29 protein-coding genes and 1 pseudogene are annotated in these 24,456 nt (G+C 72.8%); 21 read left to right on the forward strand and 9 right to left on the reverse strand.

All coding sequences use genetic code 11. The annotated features are described in order from the left end of the window. The first annotated feature begins 116 nt into the window (after nt 1–116). The 9 genes and pseudogenes from EDF18_RS04555 (at nt 117) to EDF18_RS04595 (ending at nt 10,406) form a co-directional block, all read left to right on the forward strand. A complete protein-coding gene (locus EDF18_RS04555) occupies nt 117–1,304 on the forward strand; it encodes a YihY/virulence factor BrkB family protein (RefSeq protein ID WP_123546576.1) in 1,188 nt (395 codons plus the stop codon). A gap of 10 nt (nt 1,305–1,314) precedes the next feature. Next, nucleotides 1,315–2,160, forward strand: a complete 846-nt coding sequence (locus EDF18_RS04560; protein WP_123546577.1) for an exodeoxyribonuclease III — start codon at nt 1,315–1,317, stop codon at nt 2,158–2,160. A gap of 53 nt (nt 2,161–2,213) precedes the next feature. Next, nucleotides 2,214–3,242, forward strand: a complete 1,029-nt coding sequence (trpS, locus tag EDF18_RS04565; protein WP_123546578.1) for a tryptophan--tRNA ligase — start codon at nt 2,214–2,216, stop codon at nt 3,240–3,242. A 2-nt stretch (nt 3,243–3,244) separates the two neighbouring features. After that, nucleotides 3,245–3,904, forward strand: coding sequence for a GNAT family N-acetyltransferase (locus tag EDF18_RS04570; protein ID WP_158614607.1), 660 nt, complete (start codon nt 3,245–3,247; stop codon nt 3,902–3,904). A 41-nt stretch (nt 3,905–3,945) separates the two neighbouring features. Then, on the forward strand, nt 3,946–4,947 hold the full coding sequence (gene ribD / locus EDF18_RS04575) for a bifunctional diaminohydroxyphosphoribosylaminopyrimidine deaminase/5-amino-6-(5-phosphoribosylamino)uracil reductase RibD (RefSeq protein ID WP_123547290.1): 1,002 nt from the start codon (nt 3,946–3,948) through the stop codon (nt 4,945–4,947). A 23-nt stretch (nt 4,948–4,970) separates the two neighbouring features. Then, nucleotides 4,971–5,597: pseudogene (gene ribA, locus EDF18_RS04580) on the forward strand (GTP cyclohydrolase II); the annotation flags it as partial. 256 nt (nt 5,598–5,853) lie between these two features. After that, a complete protein-coding gene (locus EDF18_RS04585) occupies nt 5,854–7,200 on the forward strand; it encodes an MFS transporter (RefSeq protein ID WP_123546581.1) in 1,347 nt (448 codons plus the stop codon). Nucleotides 7,201–7,324: 124 nt separating this feature from the next. Then, nucleotides 7,325–9,238 carry an ABC transporter ATP-binding protein gene (locus EDF18_RS04590; protein ID WP_123546582.1) on the forward strand — a complete coding sequence of 638 codons (1,914 nt, stop codon included), beginning with the start codon at nt 7,325–7,327 and terminating at the stop codon, nt 9,236–9,238. 118 nt (nt 9,239–9,356) lie between these two features. Then, the gene (locus EDF18_RS04595) at nt 9,357–10,406 is read left to right on the forward strand and encodes a 3-hydroxyisobutyryl-CoA hydrolase (protein ID WP_123546583.1); all 1,050 of its coding nucleotides are present in this window, start codon (nt 9,357–9,359) and stop codon (nt 10,404–10,406) included. Nucleotides 10,407–10,466: 60 nt separating this feature from the next. On the opposite strand, the gene EDF18_RS04600 is transcribed toward EDF18_RS04595, so the two are convergent. The 8 genes from EDF18_RS04600 to EDF18_RS04635 form a co-directional block, all read right to left on the reverse strand. Next, nucleotides 10,467–11,543: a Gfo/Idh/MocA family oxidoreductase gene (locus EDF18_RS04600; RefSeq protein WP_123546584.1), complete on the reverse strand. Its 1,077-nt coding sequence runs from the start codon at nt 11,541–11,543 to the stop codon at nt 10,467–10,469. Then, nucleotides 11,540–13,015: an NAD-dependent succinate-semialdehyde dehydrogenase gene (locus tag EDF18_RS04605; protein WP_123546585.1), complete on the reverse strand. Its 1,476-nt coding sequence runs from the start codon at nt 13,013–13,015 to the stop codon at nt 11,540–11,542. The genes EDF18_RS04600 and EDF18_RS04605 overlap by 4 nt, the downstream gene beginning before the upstream one ends. Continuing rightward, nucleotides 13,012–13,584 (reverse strand): isochorismatase family protein, encoded by a 573-nt coding sequence (locus EDF18_RS04610; protein ID WP_123546586.1) that lies wholly within the window; start codon nt 13,582–13,584, stop codon nt 13,012–13,014. The genes EDF18_RS04605 and EDF18_RS04610 overlap by 4 nt, the downstream gene beginning before the upstream one ends. 42 nt (nt 13,585–13,626) lie before the next feature. Then, the gene (gene dacB, locus EDF18_RS04615) at nt 13,627–15,216 is read right to left on the reverse strand and encodes a D-alanyl-D-alanine carboxypeptidase/D-alanyl-D-alanine-endopeptidase (protein WP_123547291.1); all 1,590 of its coding nucleotides are present in this window, start codon (nt 15,214–15,216) and stop codon (nt 13,627–13,629) included. A 105-nt stretch (nt 15,217–15,321) separates the two neighbouring features. Then, a complete protein-coding gene (locus EDF18_RS04620) occupies nt 15,322–16,302 on the reverse strand; it encodes a Gfo/Idh/MocA family protein (RefSeq protein WP_123546587.1) in 981 nt (326 codons plus the stop codon). Nucleotides 16,303–16,527: 225 nt separating this feature from the next. Next, the gene (locus EDF18_RS04625; RefSeq protein ID WP_123546588.1) at nt 16,528–17,667 is read right to left on the reverse strand and encodes a site-specific integrase; all 1,140 of its coding nucleotides are present in this window, start codon (nt 17,665–17,667) and stop codon (nt 16,528–16,530) included. Then, complete coding sequence (locus tag EDF18_RS04630) at nt 17,667–18,065, reverse strand: ImmA/IrrE family metallo-endopeptidase (RefSeq protein ID WP_123546589.1); 399 nt, start codon at nt 18,063–18,065, stop codon at nt 17,667–17,669. Before EDF18_RS04630 ends, EDF18_RS04625 begins: the two co-directional genes overlap by 1 nt. Further along, nucleotides 18,062–18,514 carry a helix-turn-helix transcriptional regulator gene (locus EDF18_RS04635; protein ID WP_148050036.1) on the reverse strand — a complete coding sequence of 151 codons (453 nt, stop codon included), beginning with the start codon at nt 18,512–18,514 and terminating at the stop codon, nt 18,062–18,064. Before EDF18_RS04635 ends, EDF18_RS04630 begins: the two co-directional genes overlap by 4 nt. A 204-nt stretch (nt 18,515–18,718) precedes the next feature. On the opposite strand from EDF18_RS04635, the gene EDF18_RS16220 reads away from it, so the two are divergent. From EDF18_RS16220 to EDF18_RS04680, 12 genes are all read left to right on the forward strand, one after another. Then, on the forward strand, nt 18,719–18,934 hold the full coding sequence (locus EDF18_RS16220) for a transcriptional regulator (RefSeq protein WP_158614608.1): 216 nt from the start codon (nt 18,719–18,721) through the stop codon (nt 18,932–18,934). After that, on the forward strand, nt 18,931–19,158 hold the full coding sequence (locus EDF18_RS16225; RefSeq protein ID WP_158614609.1) for a helix-turn-helix domain-containing protein: 228 nt from the start codon (nt 18,931–18,933) through the stop codon (nt 19,156–19,158). Before EDF18_RS16220 ends, EDF18_RS16225 begins: the two co-directional genes overlap by 4 nt. A 79-nt stretch (nt 19,159–19,237) precedes the next feature. Then, complete coding sequence (locus tag EDF18_RS16230; RefSeq protein ID WP_158614610.1) at nt 19,238–19,387, forward strand: hypothetical protein; 150 nt, start codon at nt 19,238–19,240, stop codon at nt 19,385–19,387. Beyond that, nucleotides 19,384–19,575, forward strand: coding sequence for a hypothetical protein (locus EDF18_RS04645; protein WP_123546592.1), 192 nt, complete (start codon nt 19,384–19,386; stop codon nt 19,573–19,575). The genes EDF18_RS16230 and EDF18_RS04645 overlap by 4 nt, the downstream gene beginning before the upstream one ends. Continuing rightward, complete coding sequence (locus EDF18_RS16235) at nt 19,572–19,718, forward strand: hypothetical protein (RefSeq protein WP_158614611.1); 147 nt, start codon at nt 19,572–19,574, stop codon at nt 19,716–19,718. Before EDF18_RS04645 ends, EDF18_RS16235 begins: the two co-directional genes overlap by 4 nt. After that, complete coding sequence (locus EDF18_RS04650; protein ID WP_123546593.1) at nt 19,715–19,996, forward strand: hypothetical protein; 282 nt, start codon at nt 19,715–19,717, stop codon at nt 19,994–19,996. Before EDF18_RS16235 ends, EDF18_RS04650 begins: the two co-directional genes overlap by 4 nt. Next, on the forward strand, nt 19,993–20,532 hold the full coding sequence (locus tag EDF18_RS04655) for a hypothetical protein (protein ID WP_123546594.1): 540 nt from the start codon (nt 19,993–19,995) through the stop codon (nt 20,530–20,532). Before EDF18_RS04650 ends, EDF18_RS04655 begins: the two co-directional genes overlap by 4 nt. Continuing rightward, complete coding sequence (locus tag EDF18_RS04660) at nt 20,529–20,846, forward strand: hypothetical protein (protein ID WP_123546595.1); 318 nt, start codon at nt 20,529–20,531, stop codon at nt 20,844–20,846. The genes EDF18_RS04655 and EDF18_RS04660 overlap by 4 nt, the downstream gene beginning before the upstream one ends. After that, nucleotides 20,843–21,946: a YqaJ viral recombinase family protein gene (locus EDF18_RS04665; RefSeq protein WP_123546596.1), complete on the forward strand. Its 1,104-nt coding sequence runs from the start codon at nt 20,843–20,845 to the stop codon at nt 21,944–21,946. Before EDF18_RS04660 ends, EDF18_RS04665 begins: the two co-directional genes overlap by 4 nt. Then, nucleotides 21,943–22,908 (forward strand): phage recombination protein Bet, encoded by a 966-nt coding sequence (gene bet / locus EDF18_RS04670; RefSeq protein ID WP_123546597.1) that lies wholly within the window; start codon nt 21,943–21,945, stop codon nt 22,906–22,908. Before EDF18_RS04665 ends, bet begins: the two co-directional genes overlap by 4 nt. Further along, complete coding sequence (locus tag EDF18_RS04675) at nt 22,901–23,281, forward strand: hypothetical protein (RefSeq protein ID WP_123547292.1); 381 nt, start codon at nt 22,901–22,903, stop codon at nt 23,279–23,281. The genes bet and EDF18_RS04675 overlap by 8 nt, the downstream gene beginning before the upstream one ends. Further along, complete coding sequence (locus EDF18_RS04680; RefSeq protein WP_123546598.1) at nt 23,278–23,793, forward strand: hypothetical protein; 516 nt, start codon at nt 23,278–23,280, stop codon at nt 23,791–23,793. The genes EDF18_RS04675 and EDF18_RS04680 overlap by 4 nt, the downstream gene beginning before the upstream one ends. A gap of 21 nt (nt 23,794–23,814) precedes the next feature. Here EDF18_RS04680 and EDF18_RS04685 read toward each other — a convergent pair whose 3' ends face one another. Beyond that, a complete protein-coding gene (locus EDF18_RS04685) occupies nt 23,815–24,438 on the reverse strand; it encodes a hypothetical protein (RefSeq protein WP_148050037.1) in 624 nt (207 codons plus the stop codon). Nucleotides 24,439–24,456: the final 18 nt, after the last annotated feature.

Below are 24,456 nucleotides of genomic sequence, written 5' to 3' on the forward strand. Positions count from 1 at the left end.
CCTCTTCGTGCTCGCGGTGTCTGCGGCGGGCACGCTGATCGGCGGCGCCGCGGGGTCAGCGACATCGTACGCGAGCGGTGGCGGGCGCCTCGTGCACGCGCCCGTACCCTGGGTGCATGCGCCGCCGCCCCGACGACACCGAGCAGGACGACACCGTCCCCGTGGCCCGCACCGACCGGCAGGCCGTCTCCCGCCGGGCCGTCGGCGGGGCCGCCGCAGCGGGGTCGCGCGTCGCCTCGTCGCGGGCCGTGCGCGTCCTCGGCCGGCACGTCGTGCAGAAGGGCCCCCTGCTGGCCGCCGGCCTCACGTACCAGGCGCTCTTCGCCCTCTTCTCGGCACTCTGGGTGGGCTTCAGCGTGGCGGGCTTCGTCGTGGCCGGCAACGACGTCGTGCGCGACGAGCTGATCGCCTTCATCCAGTCGGCCGTCCCCGGCGTCATCAAGGACGACACGGGCGCCGGCGTCGTCGAGCCGGGCGCCCTCATGAACGCGTCCGTCTTCGGCTGGACGGGCACCGTGGCCCTCGTCGGGCTGCTCTTCTCGTCGATCCGGCTCTTCGGCAGCATGCGCGACTCCGTGCGCACCGTGTTCCGGGCGCCGCAGCCCGCGACGCCGCTCCTCCGGCTGATCGCCCGGGACCTCGTGCTCGCGCTGGTCTTCGGCGCGACGGTGCTGGTGTCGGCGTCGATCTCGCTGCTGAGCACCACCGCCGTGACCTGGGGGCTGCGCCTCGTCGGGCTCTCCCCCGACTCCGACGCGTCGGCGGCGCTGCTCCGGCTCGTCGGCCTGGTGCTCGTCTTCGTCTTCGACACGGCCGTGCTCGCCGTGCTGTTCCGGGTGCTGGCCGGTCTGCACATCCCGGCCCGCCGCCTCCTCGCGGGCTCGGCGATCGGCGGCGCCGGGTTCGTGCTCATCACCTTCGTCGGCGGCACGCTGTTGCGCGCCGCCGGCTCGAACCCGCTGCTCGCGTCGTTCGCCGCGATCGTCGGGCTGCTGCTCGTCATCAACCTGCTCTGCCAGGTGCTGCTGCTCGCGGCGGGCTGGATCGCGGTCGGCATGGACGACATCGGCGTGCTCGCGGACCCGCACGCCGAGGCCGAGCGGCTGCGGCTGCTCGAGGAGGCGCGGCTGGCCGAGGAGGCGCAGCTCGGCTCGCGCAGGGCGCGCGCGGGCGAGCGGCTCCGCGCCCTCGCCTCGCGGCTGCCGCGGGGCCTCCGGAGCCCGGGCCGCGGCCCGGCCGGCCGCGACCCCGGGGGCGACGACGGCGAGGCCGGGGGCGGCTCGGGCGTCGGCGGCCGCCGCTAGTCTCTCTGGCATGGGTTCTCGTCTGCGTCTCGCCTCGGTCAACGTCAACGGCATCCGTGCCGCGTACCGCAAGGGCATGGGCGAGTGGCTCGCCGACCGTGACGTCGACGTCCTCACCCTGCAGGAGGTGCGGGCCACGACGGAGGACCTCGAGGGCCTGCTCGGCCCCGAGTGGAACGTGCTGCACCACCCCGCCACCGCCAAGGGGCGCGCCGGCGTGGCCATCGCCTCCCGGGGCGCCGCCCAGATCCACCGCGTCGAGCTCGGCGCCGACGACTTCGACAGCGCCGGTCGCTGGATCGAGGCCGACTACGACGTCGACGGCACGATCGTCACGGTCGTGAGCACCTACGTCCACTCGGGCGAGGTCGGCACCGAGAAGCAGGTCGAAAAGTGGAAGTTCCTCGACGCGATGGCCGAGCGGCTGCCCCAGCTCGCCGCGCACTCCGAGCTCGCCGTGGTCACCGGCGACCTCAACGTCGGCCACCGCGAGCTCGACATCAAGAACTGGAAGGGCAACGTGAAGCGCGCCGGCTTCCTGCCCCGTGAGCGTGCCTACTTCGACCGGTTCTTCGGGCCCGAGGGCGAGCCCGTCGAGACCGCTGACGGCGAGGGCGGCACGGGCCTCGGCTGGGTCGACGTCGGCCGCCGCCTGGCCGGCGAGGTCGAGGGGCCATACTCGTGGTGGTCGTGGCGCGGCCAGGCCTTCGACAACGACACCGGCTGGCGCATCGACTACCACGTGGCGACGCCCGCCCTCGCGGAGCGCGCCTCCGGCCTCGTCGTCGACCGGGCCGCCTCCTACGACAAGCGCTGGTCCGACCACGCGCCCGTCGTCGTCGACTACGACATCTGACCCCGCACCGCCGACGCCGGGCTCCCTCCCCGGCTCTCTCCCCCTAGGACGCCATGACCAGCACCACCGCCCCGGCCGCCGCCCGGCCCCGCCTCTTCTCCGGCATGCAGCCGACCTCCGACTCCCTGCACGTCGGCAACTACGTCGGCGCGCTGCTGCAGTGGCGTGAGCTGCAGTCCAGCCACGACGCCCTGTTCTGCGTGGTCGACATGCACGCCATCACCGTCCCGCAAGATCCTGCGACGCTCCGCGAGCAGACCCGCCGCACCGCCGCCCAGTACATCGCCGCGGGCATCGACCCCGAGAAGTCGACGCTCTTCATCCAGTCGCACGTACCCGCGCACGCGCAGCTGGCCTGGGTGCTGAACACGCTGACGGGCTTCGGCGAGGCCAGCCGGATGACCCAGTTCAAGGACAAGTCGGCCAAGCAGGGCGCCGACGCGGCCACCCTCGGCCTCTTCGCCTACCCGACGCTCATGGCGGCCGACATCCTGCTCTACCAGGCCGAGTCCGTGCCGGTCGGCGACGACCAGCGCCAGCACGTCGAGCTCACCCGCGACCTGGCGGGGCGCTTCAACTCCCGGTACGGCCAGACCTTCGTCGTGCCCGAGGCGGCCATCCTCAAGGAGACCGCGCGCATCTACGACCTGCAGACGCCCGAGTCGAAGATGAGCAAGTCGGCCGCGACCGACTCCGGCATCGTCTGGATGCTGGACGAGCCGTCCCGCACGGCGAAGAAGATCAAGTCGGCCGTCACCGACACGGAGCGCGAGATCCGTTTCGACCGCGGGGCCAAGGCCGGCGTGTCCAACCTCCTGACGATCCTGTCCGCGTTCTCCGGCACGAGCGTCGGCGCGCTCGAGCAGCAGTACGAGGGGCGCGGCTACGGCGACCTGAAGAAGGACGTGGCCGAGGTCGTCGTCGAGACCTTCACCCCGATCCGCGCCCGGACGCTCGAGCTGCTCGACGACCCGGCCGAGCTCGACCGCGTGCTCGCCGGCAACGCCGAGCGCGCCGACGCCGTCGCCCAGGCGACGCTCGACACCGTGTACGACCGCATCGGGTTCGTCCGCAGGGCCTGACCGTGCAGCCGTTCGTGCTCGAGTCGCCGGCCGTCCGTCTCGAGGTGCCGGGCCCGGCAGACGTCGAGGCGATCGTCGAGGCGTGCCAGGACCCGGTGCTGCAGCGCTTCACGACCGTGCCGGCGCCCTACGGGCGGTCGGACGCGCAGTTCTTCCTCGACCGCATCGTCGACCACGGCTGGGCGACGGGACGCGAGGCGACCTGGGGTCTGCGCGGCCCGGGCTCGTCGCTGCTGCTCGGGGTCGTGAGCGTCCGGCTCGGCACCCGCGACATCGGCTTCTGGACCACGCCGGCCGCACGAGGACGCGGCCTGATGACCGCCGCGGTCCGGCTCGTCGCGGACTGGGCGCTCGGCGAGGCCGGCCTCGACCAGCTGCACTGGGAGGGCTACGTCGGGAACGACGCCTCCGCGGCGGTCGCTCGACGCTGCGGCTTCACCTACACGGGCGTCGGCCCGGGGATGCACCCCGGCCGCGACGGCGGACGTCCCCTCTGCTGGAAGGCGCGGCTGCGCCCCGATGACGAGCGCTTCCCGAAGCAGGGCTGGCCCGACCTGACGAGCGGAGCCGGCGAGCCCCCGCGGGAATGGCGGCGCGCCGAGGACGTTGACGACAGTGCCCGGCAGACGCAGGGCGCCCCGCGCCTCCCGGAGGACTCGTGACCGACCACCTCGCCCCCGACGCCGTCGTCCTCGAGACGGCCATGCGTCGCGCGCTCGAGCTGGCGGCCAGGGGCCCGGCCAGGGGCGACAACCCGCAGGTGGGCTGCGTCCTCCTCCGGCCCGACGGCAGCACGGCCGCCGAGGGCTGGCACCGCGGCGCGGGCACCCCGCACGCCGAGATCGACGCCCTGGCGCAGCTCGGCGAGGGCGACGCCACCGGCCTGACCGCGGTCGTCACCCTCGAGCCCTGCGACCACACCGGCCGCACCGGACCGTGCAGCACCGCCCTGATCGCCGCGGGCGTGGCGCGCGTCGTGTACGCGGTCGACGACCCGGGCGAGCAGTCCTCGGGAGGCGGCGCCCGCCTCCTCGAGGCAGGCGTCGCGGTCGAGCGAGGACTCCTCGTCGACGAGGCGACGGAGCTGGTGCGCCGCTGGCTGGTCCCGGCTCGCCGCCACCGGCCGTTCGTCACCGTGAAGTGGGCCTCGAGCCTCGACGGTCGCGCCGCGGCCGCGGACGGTACGAGCCGCTGGATCACCGGCGCCGCCGCGCGGCAGCACGTGCACGAGGTGCGTGCCGGCCACGACGCGATCCTCGTGGGCACCGGCACCGTGCTGGCGGACGACCCGAGCCTCACGGCGCGGGGCGACGGCGGCGAGCTGCTCGCCGACCAGCCCGTGCCGGTGGTCGTGGGCGACCGCCCCGTCCCTGCCGGGGCCCGCCTCCGGAGCCACCCTCGAGAGCTCGTGCAGCTCGGGGGCCACGACCCCGAGGCCGCGCTCGACGCCCTCTGGCGGCTCGGCGTCCGCAGCGTGCTCGTCGAGGGCGGCCCGACCGTGGCCAGCGCCTTCGTCCGCGACGGCCTCGTCGACGACTACCTCGTCTACCTCGCCCCGACGCTGATCGGCGGCGCGCTCACCGCGCTCGACGACCTCGGCGTCGCCACGATCGACGACCAGCGACGCCTCCGCGTCGCCGACGTCACCCTGCTCGGCACCGACCTGCTGGTCGTGGCCCGCGACGACACCCGGAGCACCCCATGACCGACGCCCACTCCCCGGACTCCCCCCGCGTCTCGCACGTGACCTTCGAGGTCGAGACCACCGTCCCCACCTCGCACGGCACGTTCCGGATGCGCGCGTACACCGACGTCCAGACCGGTGCCGACCACATCGCGATCGTCGCCTCCGGGCCCGACGGCGCCGCCCCCTCCGACGGTGCGCTCGTGCGGGTCCACTCCGAGTGCCTGACGGGTGAGGCCTTCGGCTCGCTCAAGTGCGAGTGCGGCCCCCAGCTCGACGCCGCCCTCGACACCATCCGCGACCACGGCGGCGTCGTCGTCTACCTGCGCGGCCACGAGGGCCGAGGCATCGGGCTCATCAACAAGCTGCGCGCCTACCGGCTGCAGGAGGACGGCCTCGACACCCTCGACGCCAACCTGGCGCTCGGCCTGCCCGCCGACTCCCGTCAGTACGGCGCCGCGGCCGACATGCTGCGCGACCTCGGCGTCACGTCGGTCCGGCTGCTCAGCAACAACCCCGAGAAGCGCCGCCAGCTCGTGCAGCACGGCATCGAGGTGCTCGAGTCCGTGCCCCTCGTCGTCGGCGTGGGGGCCTTCAACGAGGGCTACCTCGACACCAAGCGCGACCGCATGGGCCACGAGCTGCCCGGGCAGCTGCACGGCGACGCCTGACGCACCGCGGCAGCACCTCGGGCGGCGCCGGGGCGACAGGCGGCACCGACGGCACCGACGGCACCGACGGCACCGACGGCACGTAGGATGGACGACGGCTGTCACGAGCGGCCCCTGCACCTCCGCACCACGGCACCGCGCGCCTCGTCCACCACCCGGGGCCACTTCACCGCCTCCGACCCCGTCGAGCCCATCTGGCACCGGACGTCGTCGAGGCCGCCTCCCCTCGTCCCCCTCCTGCTGCCCCGGAGTCCCCATGTCCCGCAACGCCGTCGCACCGTCGACGCCCGCCTCCCCACCCGTCAACAAGCGCTCGCGCGTGGTCCTCGCGAGCCTCGTGGGCACCTCCATCGAGTTCTACGACTTCTACGTCTACGCGACCGCCGCCGTGCTCGTGTTCCCCACGATCTTCTTCGCGAACGACGACCCGGCCGTCGCGAGGCTCGCCTCGTTCGCGGTCTTCGGGGTCGCGTTCATCGCGCGCCCCGTCGGCTCGATCGTGTTCGGCCACTTCGGCGACCGCATCGGCCGCAAGGGCACCCTCGTCGCCTCGCTGCTGACCATGGGCATCGCGACCGTGCTGATCGGCTGCATCCCCGCCGGCACGACGCCCGGCTGGGCCGTCGCCGGGCCGGCGTGCCTGGTCGTGCTGCGCTTCTGCCAGGGCCTCGGGCTCGGCGGCGAGTGGAGCGGCGCCGCGCTGCTCGCGACCGAGAACGCCCCGGCGGGCCGTCGGGCGATCTGGGGCACGTTCCCGCAGCTGGGCGCCCCGATCGGCTTCATCATCGCCAACCTCGTGTTCATCGTCCTCAACGCGAACCTGACCGACGAGCAGTTCCTCAGCTGGGGCTGGCGCGTGCCGTTCCTCGCGAGCGCGCTGCTCGTGATCATCGGTCTCTACGTGCGCTTCAAGCTCATCGAGACCCCGGCGTTCCAGGCCGTGGTCGACTCGGGCAACGTCGCGAAGCTGCCGCTCGCCCGCGTCTTCACGACGAGTTGGCGCCCGCTGGTCCTCGGCACGTTCATCATGCTGGCGACGTACACGCTCTTCTACCTGATGACGACGTTCACGCTGACGTACGGCACCGCGGAGGCGTCGGGCGAGGCCCCGGGGCTCGGGATCGACCGCACGCAGTTCCTGCTGATGCTCATCTTCGGCTGTGTCTTCTTCGGCATCTTCACCCTGGTGTCGGGCCCGCTGGCCGAGCGGTTCGGCCGACGTGCCCTGCTCATCGTCGTGACGAGCGCGATCCTCGTGTTCGGGTTCTTGTTCGCACCCTTCTTCTCCGCCGGCGCGGTCGGGGCCCAGGGCCTGCTGATCGTCGGGTTCACGCTGATGGGGCTCACCTTCGGCCCGATGGGCGCGGTGCTGCCCGAGCTGTTCCCGACGAGCGTGCGCTACACCGGCTCGGCCATCAGCTACAACGTCGCCAGCATCCTCGGCGCGGCCGTCGCCCCGTTCATCGCGGTCGCCCTCTGGCAGGCAGCCGGCGGCAGCACCTGGCTCGTGGGCCTGTACCTCTCGTCGATGGCCGTGCTCACGCTCGTCGCGCTGCTGCTCAGCCGCGAGACGAAGCACGTGGAGTACGACGCCGCGGGCTGAGCGGCAGCGGTCCCGGCGCAGGCCGCCGCGACCGCGCGCCGTCCCAGCGGAGGCGCAGGTGGCTCGGGACGGGACGAAGTACCGTGGTCCCGGCGATCCGCCGCGACCTTCCCCGAGAGGCACCATGAGCTCCGACACGAGCCGCTCCGACCCGAGCACTCGATCCGCGTCGTCCCCCGCACCTGCCCCCGCACCCGCTCGACGAGGACGGGCAGGTCGGACGGGCCGCCGAGAGGCGGACGGGCCCCGCGCGACGTTCCGCCAGCTGCTGCCGTACCTCTTCGAGCACAAGAAGGTGATGGTCGTCATCATCGTGCTCAGCGTGCTGGGCGCCGCCGCCTCGCTCGGCCAGCCCCTCCTCGTCAGCCAGGTCATCACGCTCGTCCAGCAGGGCGAGACGCTCGGCCGGCTCGTCTGGGCGCTCGTCGCCCTGGTCGTCGTCGCCGGCCTGCTGAGCGGGTTCCAGCACTACCTGCTGCAGCGCACCGGCGAGGGCGTCGTGCTCTCGAGCCGCCGCCGGCTCGTGGCGAGCCTGCTGCACCTGCCGGTCAGCGAGTTCGACCGTCGGCGCACGGGCGACCTCGTATCGCGCGTCGGCAGCGACACGACCCTGCTGCGGGCCGTGCTGACCCAGGGCCTCGTCGAGGCGATCGGCGGCTCCCTGACCTTCGTCGGCGCCCTCGTCGGCATGTTCCTGATCGACCCCGTCCTGCTCGGCCTCACCGTGCTCGTGGTCGCCGTCTCGGTGACGGTCGTCGTGCTGCTCTCGGGCCGGATCCGCGTCGCCAGCCGGCGCGCACAGGAGAAGGTCGGCGACCTGACCGCCGCCGTCGAGCGGTCGATCGGCTCGGTGCGGACGATCCGCGCGAGCGGCGCGACGGAACGGGAGATCACCGGCGTCCAGGCCGACGCCGAGGGCGCCTACCGGCGGGGCCTCGAGGTCGCGCGCATCTCGGCGCTCGTCGTGCCCATCGCCTCCGTCGCGCTGCAGGCGTCGTTCCTCGTCGTGCTGGGCGTCGGCGGCTTCCGCGTCGCGAACGGCACGATCGACATCGCCTCGCTCGTGTCGTTCATCCTGTTCCTCTTCCTGATGATCATGCCGCTCGGCCAGGCCATGGGCGCCGTCCTCAGCGTCAACCAGGCGCTCGGGGCGCTCGGCCGCATCCAGGAGATCCTCGACCTGCCGCGCGAGACGGAGGGCGACGACGTCGTCACCGCGGGCCTCGGCAGCGACGCCAGGGTCGAGACCGACGCCGCGATCCGCTTCGACGACGTGCACTTCCGCTACCCCGACTCTCCCCCGGCCGTCGACGGCACGGCAGCCGCGAAGGAGGCGCGCGCGGCCTCGGACGACGACCTCACCGTGCTCCGCGGCGTCTCGTTCTCGGCTCCCGTGGGCAAGCGCACCGCCCTGGTCGGCCCGTCCGGAGCCGGCAAGAGCACCATCCTCGCCCTCATCGAGCGCTTCTACGACCCCACCTCCGGCGTCGTCCGTCTGGGCGGCGTGGACGTCCGCGCGCTCGACCGCGTCGACCTGCGCGCGCAGATCGGCTACGTCGAGCAGGACGCCGCGGTCCTGGCGGGCACCCTGCGCGACAACCTCACCCTCGGCTCGCCCGAGGCCACCGACGACGACTGCCGCCGGGTGCTCGAGGCGGTCAACCTCACCGCCGTGCTCGAGCGCGGCGAGCTCGGCCTCGACGCCCAGGTCGGCGAGGACGGCGTGCTGCTCTCGGGCGGCGAGCGCCAGCGCCTCGCCATCGCGCGCACGCTGCTCTCGGCTCCCCCGCTGCTGCTGCTCGACGAGTCGACGTCGAGCCTCGACGGGCTCAACGAGCAGCGCCTCCGCGAGGCCATCGACGCCGTCGCCGAGGGGCGCACCCTGATCGTGATCGCGCACCGGCTCTCGACGGTCGTGGACAGCGACCAGATCGTCGTCGTCGACGACGGACGGGTCGTCGGCGTCGGCACACACTCCGAGCTGGTCGAGAGCACGCCGTTGTACAAGGACCTCGCGAAGCACCAGCTGCTCGTCTGATCCCTGCCTGCGGAGTCGTAGGCGTGGGGTCGTTGGGCGCGGGGTCGTGGGTCGGGAGGGGTCGCGGAGCCGTGGCACCGTGGGCCCGCCGGGAGGCCGGGTCGCCTAGCCTGGCCCGATGAGCGACGACGCCCGCGAGCCCGAGGTCCTGTTCCACGTCGACCGGGGCGTGGGGGTCGTCACGCTGAACCGGCCCGGCAAGATCAACGCGGTGACCGAGGGCATGCTCGGGATGGTCGAGCGCGCCCTCGACGCCTGGCAGGACGACGACGCGGTCGAGGCCCTGCTGCTGCGCGGAGCCGGCCCCCGGGGCTTCTGTGCCGGCGGCGACATCACCGCGATCCACCGCGACGCGACGGCGGACCCTGCCCGCAGCGTGGCGATGTGGCGTCGGGAGTACCGGGGCGCGCTGCGGCTGGCCCGGTGGGACCGTCCGGTCGTCTCGTACCTCGACGGCATCGCCATGGGCGCCGGCGTCGGGCTCGGCGGCCACGTGTCCCTGCGGGTCGTGACGCCGCGCAGCCGCGTCGGCATGCCGGAGACGCTGATCGGCCTGACGCCCGACGCGGGCGGCAGCTACCTGCTCTCGAGGGCTCCCGGCGAGCTGGGCACCCACCTGGCGCTGACCGGGGCCGCGATGACCGCCTCCGACGCGCTGCTCACGGGGTTCGCCGACGTCCTCGTCGCCGAGGAGGGCGAGGCCGGCAGCGAACTCGTGCTCGACGCGCTCGCCACCGGTGGCCCCGACGCGGTCCGGGCCCTGGCGATCGAGCCTCCCCCGCCACCGCTCGCCGCCGAGCGCAGCTGGATCGACGACGCGTACAGGGGCGACGACGCGGTCCGCGTGCTCGGCCGACTGCGCGGGCTCGCGCGGGACGGGGTCGACGCGGCCGGCAGGGCGGCGGACGACCTCGAGGCCGCCTCGCCCACCTCCGTCGTGCTCACCCTGGCCGCCCAGCGCCGGGCACGCGGCCTGCCCGACCTCGAGGCCGTGCTCGGCCAGGAGCTGGGGCTCGTCACCGCTCTGGCCGACTCCCCCGACCTCGTCGAGGGGATCCGCGCCCGGGTGGTCGACAAGGACAGGTCGCCGCGCTGGTCGCCCGCCGGCCTGGCCGACGTCGACGTCGCCGAGGTGCTCGCCCGCGTCGACTGGGACACACGGATCTGACCCACCACGGACCGGCCGCGGGTCGATGCCGCGGTGCCTGGTGTCAGGCCGCGCCGCATGTCAGGCCGCGCCGGCCGACTCCCGTGCCGCCTCGATGACCTCGAGCGCCGCGAGGGCGTCGCGCGGGTCGACCGGCAGCGGGCCCGCCCCGCGGAGGGCACGGGCGAGCTGCTCGTAGAACAGCGGGTACCGGCCCCGGTCGGTCGGCTCGGGCCGGGCCTCCGCTCCGATCCCGACGAGGCCGTGTCGCTCGTCGGGGCCGCGACCGTACCCGGGGTCACGGGGCGACGTGCCCGACGCGAGCTGCGCCTCCTGCGGGTCGAGCCCGTCGACGACGTACGCACCGGCCGTGCCGAGCACCCGGAGGCGCGGGCCGGGCTGCGCCGCGACGTGGCTCATCCAGAGCCGCGACCGGACACCGCCCTGGTGCCGGAGGGACACGAACACGTCGTCGTCGGCGGCTCCCGACGGGCGTCGCCGCGCGATCTCCGCGTGCACGTCGACGACCGGACCGAAGAGGTGCAGGGCCTGGTCGACGAGGTGCGGACCGAGGTCGAACAGGATCCCGCCGCCCTCGGCAGCCGTCGCCTCCGACTTCCAGCCCCCGCGGTTCGCGGTCTTCCACGGCTCGAAGCGCGACTCGAAGGTGTGGACGTCGCCGAGCGCGCCGTCCCGCACCAGGCGCGAGGCCGTGAGGTAGTCGCCGTCCCAGCGACGGTTCTGGTACACCGTCAGCGACCGGCCGAGCGACTCGGCGAGCTCGATCAGCTGACGAGCCGAGGAGGCGGTGGTCGCGACGGGCTTGTCGACGACGACCGCGGACCCGGCCCGCAGGGCGTCCGCGGCCACGTCGGCGTGCGTCGCGTTCGGCGTCGCGACGACCACCAGGTCGAGGCCGAGCGCGTCCAGGTCGCCCGCGCGCGGGACGATCTCGACCCCGGGGTGGGACGTCCTGGCCTGGTCGGCGCGGTCCGAGTCTCGCGTGACGACGGCGACGAGGTCGTACGAGTCGTCGGCGGCCACGAGCGGCGCGTGGAACACCCGGCCTGCGAGGCCGTAGCCGACGATGCCGACCCGGAGGCGGGACTGCTGCGACTCCGTGGCTCGCTCGGACTGCTGCGGGGCCGGGGCGCTCATGCGGCGAAGGGGTCGGGGGTCATCAGGTACACGGTCTCGAGGTACTCCTGGATGCCCTCCAGGCCGCCCTCGCGGCCGAGGCCGGACGCCTTGACGCCGCCGAACGGGGCGGAGGCGTTCGAGACGACGCCGACGTTGAGGCCGAGCATCCCGGTCTCGAGCGTCTCGGCCAGTCGCTGCCCGCGGGCGAGGTCACGGGTGAACGCGTAGGCCACGAGACCGAACTCGGTGTCGTTCGCCAGCCGCACCGCCTCCTCCTCGTCGGCGAAGGTCGAGACGGCCAGCACGGGGCCGAAGATCTCCGTCGTGAGCAGCTCGCTGCCCGGCCGCACCCCGTCGAGGACGGTCGCCTCGTAGAACGTGCCCAGGCCGTCGACGCGCGCGCCGCCGGTCCGCACGACGGCGCCGCGGGCGACGGCGTCCCCGACGAGGCGCTCGGCCTTCTCGACGGCTCGGTCGTCGATCAGGGGGCCGACGTCGACCCCGTCGTCGGTGCCGCGGCCGAGCGTCATCGCCGCGACGCGCTCGGTCACGCGGCGGACGAACTCGTCCGCGACCGCCTCGTGCACGAGGAACCGGTTGGCGGCGGTGCAGGCCTGTCCGACGTTGCGGAACTTGGCCAGCAGGGCGCCCTCGACGGCCGCGTCGAGGTCCGCGTCGTCGAAGACGAGGAACGGCGCGTTGCCGCCGAGCTCCATCGACGTGCGGAGCACGCGCTCGGACGCCTGGGCGAGCAGGGTCGAGCCGACCGGCGTCGACCCCGTGAAGCTGAGCTTGCGGAGGCGCGGGTCACGGATGAGGGGCTCGCAGACGTCGCCGGCCGAGGTCGTCGTCACCACGTTCACCACGCCGCGGGGCACGCCGGCCTCGGCGAGGATCCCGACGAGGGCGAGCGTCGTGAGCGGCGTGAGGTCGGCGGGCTTCACGACCACGGTGCAGCCGGCCGCGAGGGCGGGCGCGATCTTGCGCGTCGCCATCGCGAGGGGGAAGTTCCAGGGGGTGATCAGCAGGCACGGGCCCACGGGGCGCTTCAGCACCACGGTCCGGCCGGTCCCCTCCGGGTTCGTGCCGTAGCGGCCCGAGACGCGCACCGCCTCCTCGCTGGCCCAGCGGACGAACTCCGAGCCGTACGCCACCTCGCCGCGCGACTCGGCGAGCGGCTTGCCCATCTCGAGCGTCATGAGCAGCGCGAGGTCGTCGGCGCGCTCGCGCAGCAGGTCGAAGGCCCGCCGCAGGACGTCGGAGCGGGTGCGGGGAGGCGTCGCCGCCCAGGCCGCCTGCGCAGCGACGGCGGCGTCGAGGGCGCGGAGCCCGTCGGACGCGTCGCCGTCGGCGACCGTCGCGATCACGTCGCCGGTCGACGGGTCGCGTACGTCGAAGGTGCGGCCCGCGGTCGCCGGGGCCCAGGCCCCGTCGATGTGGAGGCCGGTGGGCACGGCGGCGAGGACGCGGGCCTCGTCGGCGGCGCTCACGAGCTCACCGTCTCGACGCCGGCCGCGCGCAGCTCGTCGAGGGCGGCCACGCTCGGCCCCTCTGCGACGCCGGCGACGAGGTCGGTGAGGACCCGGACGCGGAGCCCGGCCTTCGCCGCGTCGAGCGCGGAGGCGCGGACGCAGTGGTCGGTGGCCAGGCCCACGACGTCGACGTCGGTGACGCCGTGCCGGGCCACGAGCTCGACGAGCGACTCTCCGTGCTCGGTGGCGGCCTCGAAGATCGAGTAGGCCGGGCTGCCCGTCCCCTTCCGCACGTGCTCGTCGACGAGCGAGACGTCGAGCTCGGGGTGGTACCAGGCGCCCGCCGTGCCGCGGACGCAGTGCGGCGGCCAGGTGTCCACGTAGTCCGGCTCGGCCGAGAAGTGGCCGCCGTTGTCGCCCTGGTCGTCGTGCCAGTCGCGGCTGGCGACGACGACGTCCCAGCGGGCCCGGTCGGCCCGGAGGCGCTCCGTCACCCGGGCGGCGACGCCTGCGCCCCCGGTGACGGCGAGGGCGCCTCCCTCGGTGAAGTCGTTCTGGACGTCGATGACGAAGAGCGCGGTGGTCATGCTCCCATCCTCCCTCTATCGAGCCTGTGCTGCCTGCGCCGGTCAGCTGTTCGCGAGCGAGTTCCCGCAGCGCCACACCGACGCCGTGAGGGTGTCGAGGGCACTTCGGGCGTTGTCCTGCACCGGGCCGATGGCGTAGAAGGCGAAGGTCAGCGGCGTCCCGTCGGCCGAGTCGATCGAGCCGGCGAGCGTGTACGCGGTGTCGATCCAGCCGGTCTTGGCGTGGACGGCACCGCGCGCGGCGGCGTTCGAGCCGGTGAAGCGCGACGCGAGCGTCCCGGTCTGGCCCGAGATCGGCAGGGCGTCGTAGACGGCCCCGAGACCGTGGGCGCGGTCACGCACCTGGATCATCAGGCGGGCCACGAAGGTCGACGGCACCGCGTTGTCCTCACTGAGCCCCGAGCCGTCGACGATCGTCACGACGGACGCGTCCAGCCCGTAGGTGCCGCTCAGCGCCGACCGGTACAGGGCCGTCAAGGAGGCGGCGGACCCGTCCGCACCCGACTCCCGCGACGAGGCCCGCGCGAGCATCTCGGCCAGCGTGTTGTCCGAGTTCGGCAGCATCTGGCCGATGAGGGTCGAGACCGGCTGCGACTGCACCGAGCCCAGCACCGTCGCGCTGCTCGCCGTGCCCTGCGAGATCGACGCCGACGCCGCCCCCGAGACGCCCGCGGCGACGAGCGCGGACCGGAAGGCCTCGCCGGCCCGGCCGACCGGGTCGGTGCTGCGGGGGCTCGTGACCGCGGAGGGGTCGGCCCGGTCGCCGTCGACCATCAACGCGGTGACCTCGCTGTGGTAGCCGATGGTCTGCTCGGTGCGCTTCCACGACGGGTCCCACTTGTCGGCCTGGCTCCACCAGGTGGCGTCGAGCGTGATCTGCGAGACCGGCTGACCGCCGAGGGAGGCGGCGACCTGCCCCGCGAGGTCGCTGAGCGTCGGCGCGCCGGAGTACACGCTGCGGCCCGTCGCGCTGAGGGTCGCGTCACCGCCGCCCACGAGGGCGATCGTCCCGCTGCCCGGGTCGCCCGTGACCGTGGTCGTCAGACGGTGGTCGCCGCCCAGGACCGCGAGGGCGACGGCGCTCGTCAGCGTCTTGAGCACGCTGCCGGTCCGGGCCGGGGTCGACCCGTTCCGGTCGAACAGGACCTCGCCCGTCGTGGCGTTGACGACCGATCCCTCGAACTGGGCGAGACGCGGGTCGGAGGCGGCAGCGGCGACCGAGCAGGTGCGCAGCTTGGTCGCGGGGGGCACGACCGCAGGCGCGACCCGCTGGGGGTCGGGCGCCTCGGTGGGGTCGGGCGTGACGGTGACGACGTCGGCCGGTCCGGCGCTGCCGTCGCCGTCCGCTCCGGACAGGGCACTCGACGCGACGGGGGCATCGGGAGCGGTCGCGGCTCCGGCGGCGACCGCACCGCCGCCGAGCAGGGCGAACGCGAGGACGCCGGCGGTCACGAGAGCGGTGCGGGGGTGCTCCCGCAGGAGGCGCGCGGCAGACGCGCGCACGTCTCGCGTCCGGCCTCGCCCTGCGGTCACGTCCGTGTCCTCGGCCCGCGTCTCGGGCGCCTCCGCGCGTACCTCGGGGGCGCCGTCGTCGGAGGGGCGGTCGTCGGGGGTCGCGTCCTGCTCGCTCATCGAGGACATCCTACGAAACGCGTGCCTCCTCCGGGGGCCGCGTCCGCGCCTCCCCGGCTCCGGACCTCAGCGGGCCGACTCAGCGGGCCCATCCAGTGGGCAGGCTCAGCGCTCGGGGTACTGCACGCCGACCTGGCGGCGGACCTCGTCCATGGTGGCCATCACGGCGACGATCCCGTCGGAGGTGAGCGCCGGGCTCTCGAGCTCGCCGGCATCGGCCAGGCGGGCCAGCTCGAGCGCCTGGTGGTGCATCCCGCGGAGGTCGCCCTCGTCGGAGTCGAACCGCTCGAGGACCTCGCCGTCCGCGTCGAGGACGGTGAAGCCGCCGGGAGCGTAGAAGGTGTGGTCGATCTCGATGCGGCCCGCGCTGCCGTGCAGGACGGCGTCGTTGCGGCCCGCGGTGTCGAGCGCGCAGAACAGGTTCGACGTCGCTCCGTTCGCGTGGCGCAGAGTGATCCCGGTGCGCCTGTCGACGCCCTGGTCGCTGAGCACGGCCGTGGCCGCGACGGCCGCGACCGGCCCGAGCAGGTCGTGGGCGAACGAGACCGGGTAGACGCCGAGGTCGAGCAGGGCGCCGCCGCCGAGGGCCGGGTCGTTGAGACGGTGCTGCGGGTCGGTCGGCAACGACTGCATGTGGGCGGCCGTGAGGAGGCGCGGCTCGCCGATAGCGCCGCTGCGGACCACCTCACGGAGGCGCGCCTGCTGCGGCAGGTACCGGGTCCACATCGCCTCGAGGGCCACGACGCCGGCCTCACGAGCAGCGGCCAGCACGCGCCCCGCCTCGTCGGCGCTGACGGTGAACGGCTTCTCGACGAGGACGTGCTTGCCCGCCCGGATCGCGAGGAGGGCGTTCTGTTCGTGGAACACGTGCGGCGTCGCGACGTACACCGCGTCGACCTCCGGATCCGCCACGAGGTCGTCGTAGCTGCCGTGCGCGGTCGTGATGCCGTGGTCGTCGGCGAAGCGCCTCGCCTTGTCGGCGTCACGCGACCCGACGGCCGCGACGGCGATGCCTGCGGCGGCCAGGTCGTTCACGAAGGTGTCGGCGATGCCGCCGGCGCCGAGGATTCCCCATCGGATGCTCATGCGACCTGTCTACCAGTCAGGCTGGTCGGCGGGGCCGCTGGTCGGCGGGGCTGCGGAGGAGGGGTCTCCGGGGACGCTCAGGACGGCAGAAGGCCCGATCCTGACGGACCGGGCCTTCGTGGGAGCCGCTTTGGGGAATCGAACCCCAGACCTTCTCATTACGAGAGCGACCCCCCTGCACGGCGCGGCATGGTGCGATGGGGTCTGGTGCTGTAGTTCCGGGGATCAGCCGCCCGGGACGAGGCGCAGTGGGGTGCGGCGAGCGGTGCCGCTGCTATCCGATTGCAATCCGCCGGGGCGGGTGAGCGCCGACAGGACGTGGTCCTGAGGCGTCTCGGCCAGGTGGGCGTAGCGCATGGTCGTCGTCCACGACTTGTGCCCCAGCAGCTTGCCGACGTCGGCCAGGCTGATGCCGGCCTGCAGCAGCCACGACGCGTAGGTGTGGCGCAGGTCGTGGATGCGGACGTGACCGACCGCTGCGCGCGCAACGGCAGGGTTCCAGACGTTCTTCCGCCACCCGTCGATGTCGAGCATCTTCCCCGGCTGCGAGAACACGAGGGCCATGCGCGACATCGTCGACGGGATCAGCACCCAGTCGGGCAGCGGCACCTCGCGGCGCTCCTTGCCCTTCGGGTACGGCTTCACGGCCTCCATCTTCGAGTCCCACGTCTCGACGAACGCGACGATGCCGCGGCCGTCGTCGACGCGGTGCGCATGGAGGCCGGCCATCTCGCCCCATCGGGCGCCTGTGCCGACGAGGAAGTCGGCGATCGCCCGGTCCTCTGGCTCGAGCTTCGCGGCGACGGCGGCATACTCGTCACGGGTGAGGAAGCGATCGCCACCGGGTGCCGCGCTCGGGAGGCGCACGCCGGCGGCCGGGTTCGCCTTGAGGATCTCGGCGTCGACGGCGGCGGTGAGGGAGGCGCTGAACAGGGCGACGATGCGGCGGACGGACGCGCCGGACAGGGTGAGCTTCGTCACGCCGGTGGGCGTCTTGGCGGTACGGCCGGACTCGGTGCGGAGTAGGTCGGCCACCCAGGCGTTGACGTCGTGCCGGGTGATGTCGGCGAGGGGCACGGTGTCCCAGCGGGGTCGGATGTGGACCTTCAGCGGAGAGAGGTCGCGGGCGAGTGTGCCGGCGGCGACCGTGCGCGTCGGCCACCAGGTCGTGCACCAGGTGCCCCACGTCTCGAGCGACGCTGAGGGGTCGCGCCAGCCGATCTTCCGGGACTCGTCCTCGGCGACGGAGGCCGCGCGCATAGCCTTCGGCTTGTGGCTGAACGTGCCGGCCGACTTGATCTTGCCGCTGGGGTCTCGGTAGAGGCCCTGCCAGTTGCCGGAGGGCCGCTTCAGCGCCCAGGCCATCAGCTCGCCGCCCGGTCGGCGCCGGGCAGCTGCGCGACGCGGGCGCGGAGGATGTCGGCGGTGACGCTCAGCTCGACGGCCCACCGCCCGGGGTCGGGTGTCCACTGCATCAGGTCGAGGAGCTCGTCCTCGTCGATGAGTCGCAGCGAGGCGACGCGGTCGGCCCGGCGCTCCATGCGGAGGTCGAGGAGCGGGACGCCGGTCTGGCTCTCGTGGCGCTCGGCGTGCACGAGCTCGTGGGCGATGACGGACCGCTCGAGGGCGGCTCGCATGCGTGGCTTGATGAGGATGGCGCCGAGCTGAGGGACGTACCGACCGAAGTCCGCGCGGAGCGGGTAGTCGATGATCGGAACCCCCAGTTCCGCCGCGTGGTCTCGCGGTACGTACAGGCTGCTCACGGTGTGTGGTCGTCCTCCTCGACTTCCTCGGCGTCGCCCTTCGCTGCGTGCGGCAGGGCCTCGACATCATCCTGCGCGGCACCACCGACACCAGACCACGCGGGGTGGTCGACGTCCATGGGCCGCTCGAGCAGATCCCCCTTGGCGTCGGCGACGCGGCGGAGCATCTCCTGGGCCAGCTCGAGCTCGGTGAAGCTGCGCAGCAGGTACCGGCGGGGCATCTGCACGGCCGCGTGGATCTCGTTCGCTTCGAGGTAGCCGGCGGCAACGAGTGCCACGAGCGGGCTCTCTTCGAAGGCGCGCGCGACCCCGACAACCTTCTCGGCGTCGGGGATCACGTCTCCGCTGAGCCAACGGCTCACGGTCGCCTGCGAGACGCCAGAGGAACGGGCGATCTGGGCCTGGTTCTGTCCGAGGTCGGCGAGGTACTCGGACCAGGTCATCTTCATCTGCACAGGCAGGAAAGTACCAGCGCACTATGCACGCGTGCAAGGACTTTTCAGGAAATCAGACCCGAAAAGACCCGGCCTCACCCCGACACGCCGCAAACCACCCGCGTATGTGCCTTGCATGGGGGGATAGGTCGTGCCTACTATCACTCCATGCACACCGCCTCCCCCACACGGAACCCGCCTTGCACGCTCGCATTGAACGTGTCGAAGCTGCGGGAGCTCGGCCGGGCTCACGACATCACCACCGATGCCGAGCTCGCCCGCACGATCGGCGTCGACCCCACGACGCTGTACCGGATCACCACCGGCCGCGTCAGCCCCTCGGGCACGTTCGTGGCGCAGGTGAAGGTCGCCTTCCCGTCCGCCTCCCTGGACGCCCTGTTCACCGCTCAGCTGCCGACGGGCCTCGTCGCATGAGCGCCGAGACGCTGCCCGCCCGCATGACCGTGAAGCAGGTCGCGGCCGAGTTCGGCAAGCACCCCGACACCGTCCGCAAGGCGTGCGAGTCGGGCGAGCTGTTCGCCACGCAGCGGATCAAGGGCGGCCGCTGGTCCATCCGCCCCGACTCTGTCGACCACTGGCTCGACGGCACGCCGGACCCGGCCCGCGAGGCGCACCAGCGCTTCGCCGCGACGGTCTAGCTCTCCCCCACCCGCACCACTTCACCCGGTCCCCGCGGCTCCGACTCCGCGGCTGACCTTCTTCCCCAAGGGCACCCACATGCACAACATCAAGAGCAGAGCGCGCTCGAAAACCGGGCTTAGCGCCTGGCAGCGGTTCGTCCGCCGCTTCATCATCGCGACCGACCCGGCGCCCGAGTACTCGGCGCACGACCGCCGCGACGGCCTCCGGAACGGGGCCGACTCGTGACCCGCTGGCAGGTCGCGGCCCTGGTCCTCGGCCTCGCAGCAATCGCCGCAGGCCTCGTCCGCGCCATCGTCGACCTGACGAAGGGCGACGGCCTCCTGGCCCTCGTGTTCCTCCTCGGCCTCGCCGCGGTGCTGTGCCTCTGGCGTGACGCCCTGGCCGACGCGCACCGCGAGGAGCGGGACCGATGAGCCGCCGGAACGAGGCGATCGCCGGCATCGTGCAGCGGTCGAGCCTCTACCGGACGCTGAACGCCTACTACCGGCGGTCGCTGGTGGCGCTGCTGCGGCAGGCCTACGACGCCGGGCACCGTCACGGCGAGGCCGGGCTGTGACCGCCGTGGCCGACACCGACCTGAGCGCGATCGAGCACCTCGACTGGGCCGAGCAGGAGCCCTGCTCGTTCGACGACAAGGCGCGCGAGGGCAAGTGCGGCGCGTCCGCCGAGTGGCTCGGTGTCTGCAAGGAGGAGTGCGGCGCGTCGAGCGCATGCTGCGATGCACACCGTCTCTGGCTCCTCGCCGCACCGTACGAGCTCAGGTGCAAGAAGTGCGGCGTCACGGGCCTCGGCATCGACCTCGTCCGCTTCGTCCGCCTGAACGGTGCCTCGTGATCGTCGTGGGGCTCGACCTGTCCCTCACGAACAGCGGGGTGACCATCGTCCGTGACGGCGAGATCGCGCTGCACCAGGTCCGCTCGCCGGCCCCCGAGGACAGCAGCGTCCTGGCCGTGTGGGAGCGGATCCGGTACTCGGCGATCCGCGTCGTGCGGCTCGTGCCGGCGGACGCCGTGGTGGTCGTCGAGTGGGCGTCGTACGCGTCGAAGTTCGGGCAGCCGGACGAGCGGAACGCGCACCGGTGGCTGATCGCCGGCACCCTCGCGGGCCGCGGCTGCCGGGTGCTGAAGGCGTCCCCGAAGACCCGCGCGAAGTACGCGGCCGACGACGGCACCGCTGACAAGAAGCGGGTGCTGGCGGCGATGAGGGCCCGGCACCCGGGCCTGGTGATCGCCGACGACAACGTGGCCGACTCTCTCGCCCTCGCGGCGATGGGGGCCCGCCATCTCGGGAGGCCGATCGACGGCGTCCCGAGCAAGCAACAGACCGAGGTCATGCGCACCCTGCGCTGGCCCAAGACCGAAGGAGCATGACCGTGAGCATCCAGTTCAACAACGGGAAGATCGAGGACCAGTACAACGGCCTCGTCGACATGCAGCAGGAGCTGCTGGCGTTCGGCGACACGGACCGGGTGACGGCGATCGTCACGTACGAGGTGACGAAGGACGTCCGGGACCGGAAGAAGGGTGAGACGTACCCGGTGGTGCGTCCGACGCACATCGAGCCGATCACGTCGCCGGAGGCGCTGGTGGCGGCGAAGGAGCTGCAGGTGTCGGCCTACCAGGTCCGCACCGGCGAGACGGCTCTGGACCTGCCGTCGGTCGACGACGAGGCGGCCGACGCGTGACCGCGGCGATCGACCTCGTGAACGACCTCGAGGCGCGAGCCGGCGCATCCGACAAGGACCGCGAGCTGTGGCTCCTCGAGCGCATGGGCGGCGTCACCGCGACCGAGATCCGCGACCTGTTCCTGCGGAAGACGACCGTGCAGCAGCTCGTAGACCTGAAGCTCGGCCGCCGCGTCGACTCCTTCGGCGGGAACCAGTACACGGCGTGGGGCAACACCCGCGAGCCGGTGCTCGCCGACGTCGTGCAGTCCATTTACCCGGAGCTGCGCCCGGAGTCCCGCGTCTTCCACGCGGCCGACGACTCGCGCCGCCTGGCGTCGCCCGACGGTGTCGGCGTCGTCTGCGGGGTGCTCGTCGTCTCGGAGATCAAGACGGGGAAGGACGACATCCGCGTCGGCACCCCGGCGTACGTGTCGAAGGGCTACGGGATCCAGCAGCAGTGGGTCATGCGGGTCACCGGCGCCCGCCGCTCGCTGTATGTGTCGGAGCAGCACGACAGCGACTGGCAGGACCGCGGCGGCGCGTATCCGGAGCCGGCCCCGATGGGCCTCGTGCCCGTCATGGAGTGGGTCGAGTTCGAGGAGGCGCTGGTGCGTGAGCTCGACGTCATCGCGACGGGGTTCCTGGTGGCGATGGACGCGGCGGCGCACGGCGAGGTCGTGGCGTACGACGACGACCTGGACACGCTCGCGGTCAACATCCTGCGGTTCCGCGAGGAGGAGTCCTCCGCCAAGAAGGCGAAGGAGCAGGCGTGGAAGCAGCTGCAGGAGTCGCTGCGGGCGCAGCACGACGAGCTGTCGCAGGAGTCGCCGTTGGCACGAATCACGTGGCGGGCGGCGGGAACGGCTGATGTCGTCGGCGAGCCGCTGGTCGAGGTCGACGAGGCGTCGCTGCGGGCCGACCACCCCGACGTCGCCCGCGAGTACGACGACGCGAACGCCGCCGTCGAGGCCGCCCTGAACCGTGCCCACACCGCCGAGGGCGCGTACCGCGAGCTGGCGGAGAAGTACACGACCACGACGCCGGGCGAGACGCGCCAGGTGTCCACGAAGGAGTCCCTCACCGTCACGTCGGTGAAGACGAAGGAGATGAAGGCATGACCGGAACCACCGTGGTGGCGCTCCCGGCGTCGGGCGACAGCTCGAACTGGACCGCGAGCGAATCCGCCCTCGTCGAGGCCGCCGGCCTCGTCACAGGACCGCCGAACGATCGCCGGCTCGCCCCGCGTCCGGTTGTGGAGGCGTTCCTGCTCCACGCCCGCCGCACGGGCCTCGACCCGATCGCCCGGCAGATCTACTGCATCGAGCGCAAGGGCCGCTGGGGCACGCAGGTGTCGATCGACGGCGCCCGCCTCGTCGCGGAGCGCACGAAGGAGTACCGCGGGCAGACCCCGACGCAGTGGACGACCGACGGCGTGACCTGGGTCGACGTGTGGCTGGACTCGAAGCCGCCGAAGGCTGCTCGGGTCGGCGTCTACCGCGAGGGCTTCGTCGAGCCGCTGGTCGCCGTGGCGACGATGGACGCCTACAACGCGGGCGGTCCGATGTGGACGAAGATGCCGGCGCTGATGCTCGGGAAGTGCGCCGAGATGCTGGCGCTGCGGAAGGCGTTCCCGCAGGATCTGTCGGGTCTGTACTCGACGGAGGAGATGGACCAGGCTGGACAGCCGAAGCAGGCCGCCCAGGTCGCGGCTCAGCCTGCTCTCGTCGAGGCACCCGCTGCTGAGCCGTCGGGACGCAACTGGCTGGCCGAGGCGCGCACGAAGGTGTCGACGGCGGAGATCAACGCGCTGTGGGCGGAGGTGCCCGAGCACGAGCGGTCGCAGAAGCTCCTCGCGGACCTGCGGGCCGTCGGGGTGGCGCTGGCGCAGGAGGCTGCGGCCGAGCCGCCGTCGCCGGAGCCGGAGAAGCCGTGGGCGCCGCAGGGCGAGCCGGCCGGTGCGGAATGGGTGACGGCGGAGATCCCAAAGGACGACCAGGTGCGTCCGGGTGAGGAGGAGACGCCGCCGCTCGAGGGCATGGAGCCTGAGGCACCGCTGACGGGTGGTGACGACCGTGGCTGAGCTCGCACCCGCGGCGGCTGCGATCGCCGTTGCGAATGAAGTCCTCACGGAGCGGGACCGCCAGGACGCGAAGTGGGGTGAGCAGAACCACCCCGACGGCACTGGCAAGTACGTCCAGCCGTTCATCTTCCCGCACAGCGGGAGTCGCTTCACCGGGAACGACTTCGCCCTCCTCGTCGCGCGGATCTTCACAGGCGAGACGGACGCCGCAGCGACGGGCGGACAGGTCACCTGGCGGCACATCCTTGCCGAGGAGGTCTTCGAGGCGATCGCTGAGGCGGACCCCGTCAAGCTGCGCGCCGAGTTGATCCAGGTCGCAGCCGTCGCCCAGCAGTGGGTGCAGGCGATCGACCGTCGGGGCGCAGCCTCGTGAACGGCGTCGACGAGGCCACGGGCGAGGTCGTCGAGGAGGGCGGCCTCGACCCCCGCGTCGCTCACGTGCTGCGCACGGTCGGCATCCACCACCCGTCGAAGGACGACGCCCTGCACGTGGCTCTCGTCGACGCCATCTGGCGGACCCTCGGCGGGTCGTACGGGGCGCAGCTCGTCGCGATGCGGTTCGAGGTCGCGCAGGCCCTTCGGCAGGCCGGGGAGGACTACGCGAAGGCGAAGCACCAGACGGAGCGGATCCTCGCCCGGGAGACGGTGCGGCTCGTCGCGGGCCCGGACAAGGTCACGCGGGCCCTGGCGCAGCAGATGGCCGAGGCCAGCGACGCGTACGACTCTGCCCGGCTGAACGAGCTGGTGCAGGAGAAGCGGGAGCAGTGGCTGCGGAAGCTGCTCGACACCTTCGCTGCGGCGATGGACAACCACCGCACGGACCGCGCGGATGACCGCGCGGCCTCACGATTCGGAGCTTCGGGCCACGTGCCCGAGGAGAGGTAGGCGGCGCATGTACAAGGCGCGCTATATGCGGGGAGGCTCCCCCGGGGCCCCCTTCGTAAACCAGAAGAGATCCGCGTGGAGGAATTCACCCTTCTCGTCGTCCCAGTCGTCCATCTGTCGGGCGAGCATGACGTCGTGGGCTTGCTCGCCACCCCAGGGGGTGTGGGGCACGTCGAACTTGGGATCTTCGACCCAGGCGTGCACTCGACCCATGATCCGGGCCGCCTCGACCGTGGCGAACACTTTGTCCCGCCGATCACCCGTGCGGATACGGGACTCGAAGCGCAAGCGGGCGAACCAGGCGACATCTACGGCGTCAGCCATTCCCGAGAGTTTGGCTCGCTCCATGAGTGCCTTCTGTTCCGTTGGAGCCCACGGGGGGCCCTTGCTGAACTTGGCGAACCCGTTGTACGCCATGTATGCCTCACCGCAATACACATCGACCAGGCGTGCAATGTCCACCCGCGTCGCGCGCTGTACGCGCTCATCCTCAGCGAGACGTAGCTCTCGCTGCAATTGGTACGAGCGGAACGCGATCAGGCTCGCGGCGACAGCCACAGCCAGTGTGGCGACACCGGATACGGCGGGAATCCATATCTCAGCCCACCATTCGAACGCCGTGGGAGCAGCAGGTGGCGCAATCATGCCCGCCAGCGTATCTGA

Origin of the sequence: Frigoribacterium sp. PhB107 (assembly GCF_003751515.1) — a bacterium.
In the GTDB taxonomy this organism is placed as follows: domain Bacteria; phylum Actinomycetota; class Actinomycetes; order Actinomycetales; family Microbacteriaceae; genus Frigoribacterium.

What these genes read in the sequence shown, in the direction of transcription:
- ribD (WP_123547290.1), top strand. Translation starts at nt 3,946, where the DNA reads ATGCGTCGCGCGCTCGAGCTGGCGGCCAGGGGCCCGGCCAGGGGCGAC.
- EDF18_RS04600 (WP_123546584.1), bottom strand. Translation starts at nt 11,543, where the DNA reads ATGAGCGCCCCGGCCCCGCAGCAGTCCGAGCGAGCCACGGAGTCGCAG.
- EDF18_RS04660 (WP_123546595.1), top strand. Translation starts at nt 20,529, where the DNA reads ATGACCGTGAGCATCCAGTTCAACAACGGGAAGATCGAGGACCAGTAC.
- bet (WP_123546597.1), top strand. Translation starts at nt 21,943, where the DNA reads ATGACCGGAACCACCGTGGTGGCGCTCCCGGCGTCGGGCGACAGCTCG.
- EDF18_RS04610 (WP_123546586.1), bottom strand. Translation starts at nt 13,584, where the DNA reads ATGACCACCGCGCTCTTCGTCATCGACGTCCAGAACGACTTCACCGAG.
- EDF18_RS04625 (WP_123546588.1), bottom strand. Translation starts at nt 17,667, where the DNA reads ATGGCCTGGGCGCTGAAGCGGCCCTCCGGCAACTGGCAGGGCCTCTAC.
- trpS (WP_123546578.1), top strand. Translation starts at nt 2,214, where the DNA reads ATGACCAGCACCACCGCCCCGGCCGCCGCCCGGCCCCGCCTCTTCTCC.
- EDF18_RS04560 (WP_123546577.1), top strand. Translation starts at nt 1,315, where the DNA reads ATGGGTTCTCGTCTGCGTCTCGCCTCGGTCAACGTCAACGGCATCCGT.
- EDF18_RS16225 (WP_158614609.1), top strand. Translation starts at nt 18,931, where the DNA reads ATGAGCGCCGAGACGCTGCCCGCCCGCATGACCGTGAAGCAGGTCGCG.
- EDF18_RS04595 (WP_123546583.1), top strand. Translation starts at nt 9,357, where the DNA reads ATGAGCGACGACGCCCGCGAGCCCGAGGTCCTGTTCCACGTCGACCGG.
- EDF18_RS04555 (WP_123546576.1), top strand. Translation starts at nt 117, where the DNA reads ATGCGCCGCCGCCCCGACGACACCGAGCAGGACGACACCGTCCCCGTG.
- EDF18_RS04620 (WP_123546587.1), bottom strand. Translation starts at nt 16,302, where the DNA reads ATGAGCATCCGATGGGGAATCCTCGGCGCCGGCGGCATCGCCGACACC.
- EDF18_RS16230 (WP_158614610.1), top strand. Translation starts at nt 19,238, where the DNA reads ATGCACAACATCAAGAGCAGAGCGCGCTCGAAAACCGGGCTTAGCGCC.
- EDF18_RS04585 (WP_123546581.1), top strand. Translation starts at nt 5,854, where the DNA reads ATGTCCCGCAACGCCGTCGCACCGTCGACGCCCGCCTCCCCACCCGTC.
- EDF18_RS04590 (WP_123546582.1), top strand. Translation starts at nt 7,325, where the DNA reads ATGAGCTCCGACACGAGCCGCTCCGACCCGAGCACTCGATCCGCGTCG.
- EDF18_RS04685 (WP_148050037.1), bottom strand. Translation starts at nt 24,438, where the DNA reads ATGATTGCGCCACCTGCTGCTCCCACGGCGTTCGAATGGTGGGCTGAG.
- EDF18_RS04635 (WP_148050036.1), bottom strand. Translation starts at nt 18,514, where the DNA reads ATGAAGATGACCTGGTCCGAGTACCTCGCCGACCTCGGACAGAACCAG.
- EDF18_RS16235 (WP_158614611.1), top strand. Translation starts at nt 19,572, where the DNA reads ATGAGCCGCCGGAACGAGGCGATCGCCGGCATCGTGCAGCGGTCGAGC.
- dacB (WP_123547291.1), bottom strand. Translation starts at nt 15,216, where the DNA reads ATGAGCGAGCAGGACGCGACCCCCGACGACCGCCCCTCCGACGACGGC.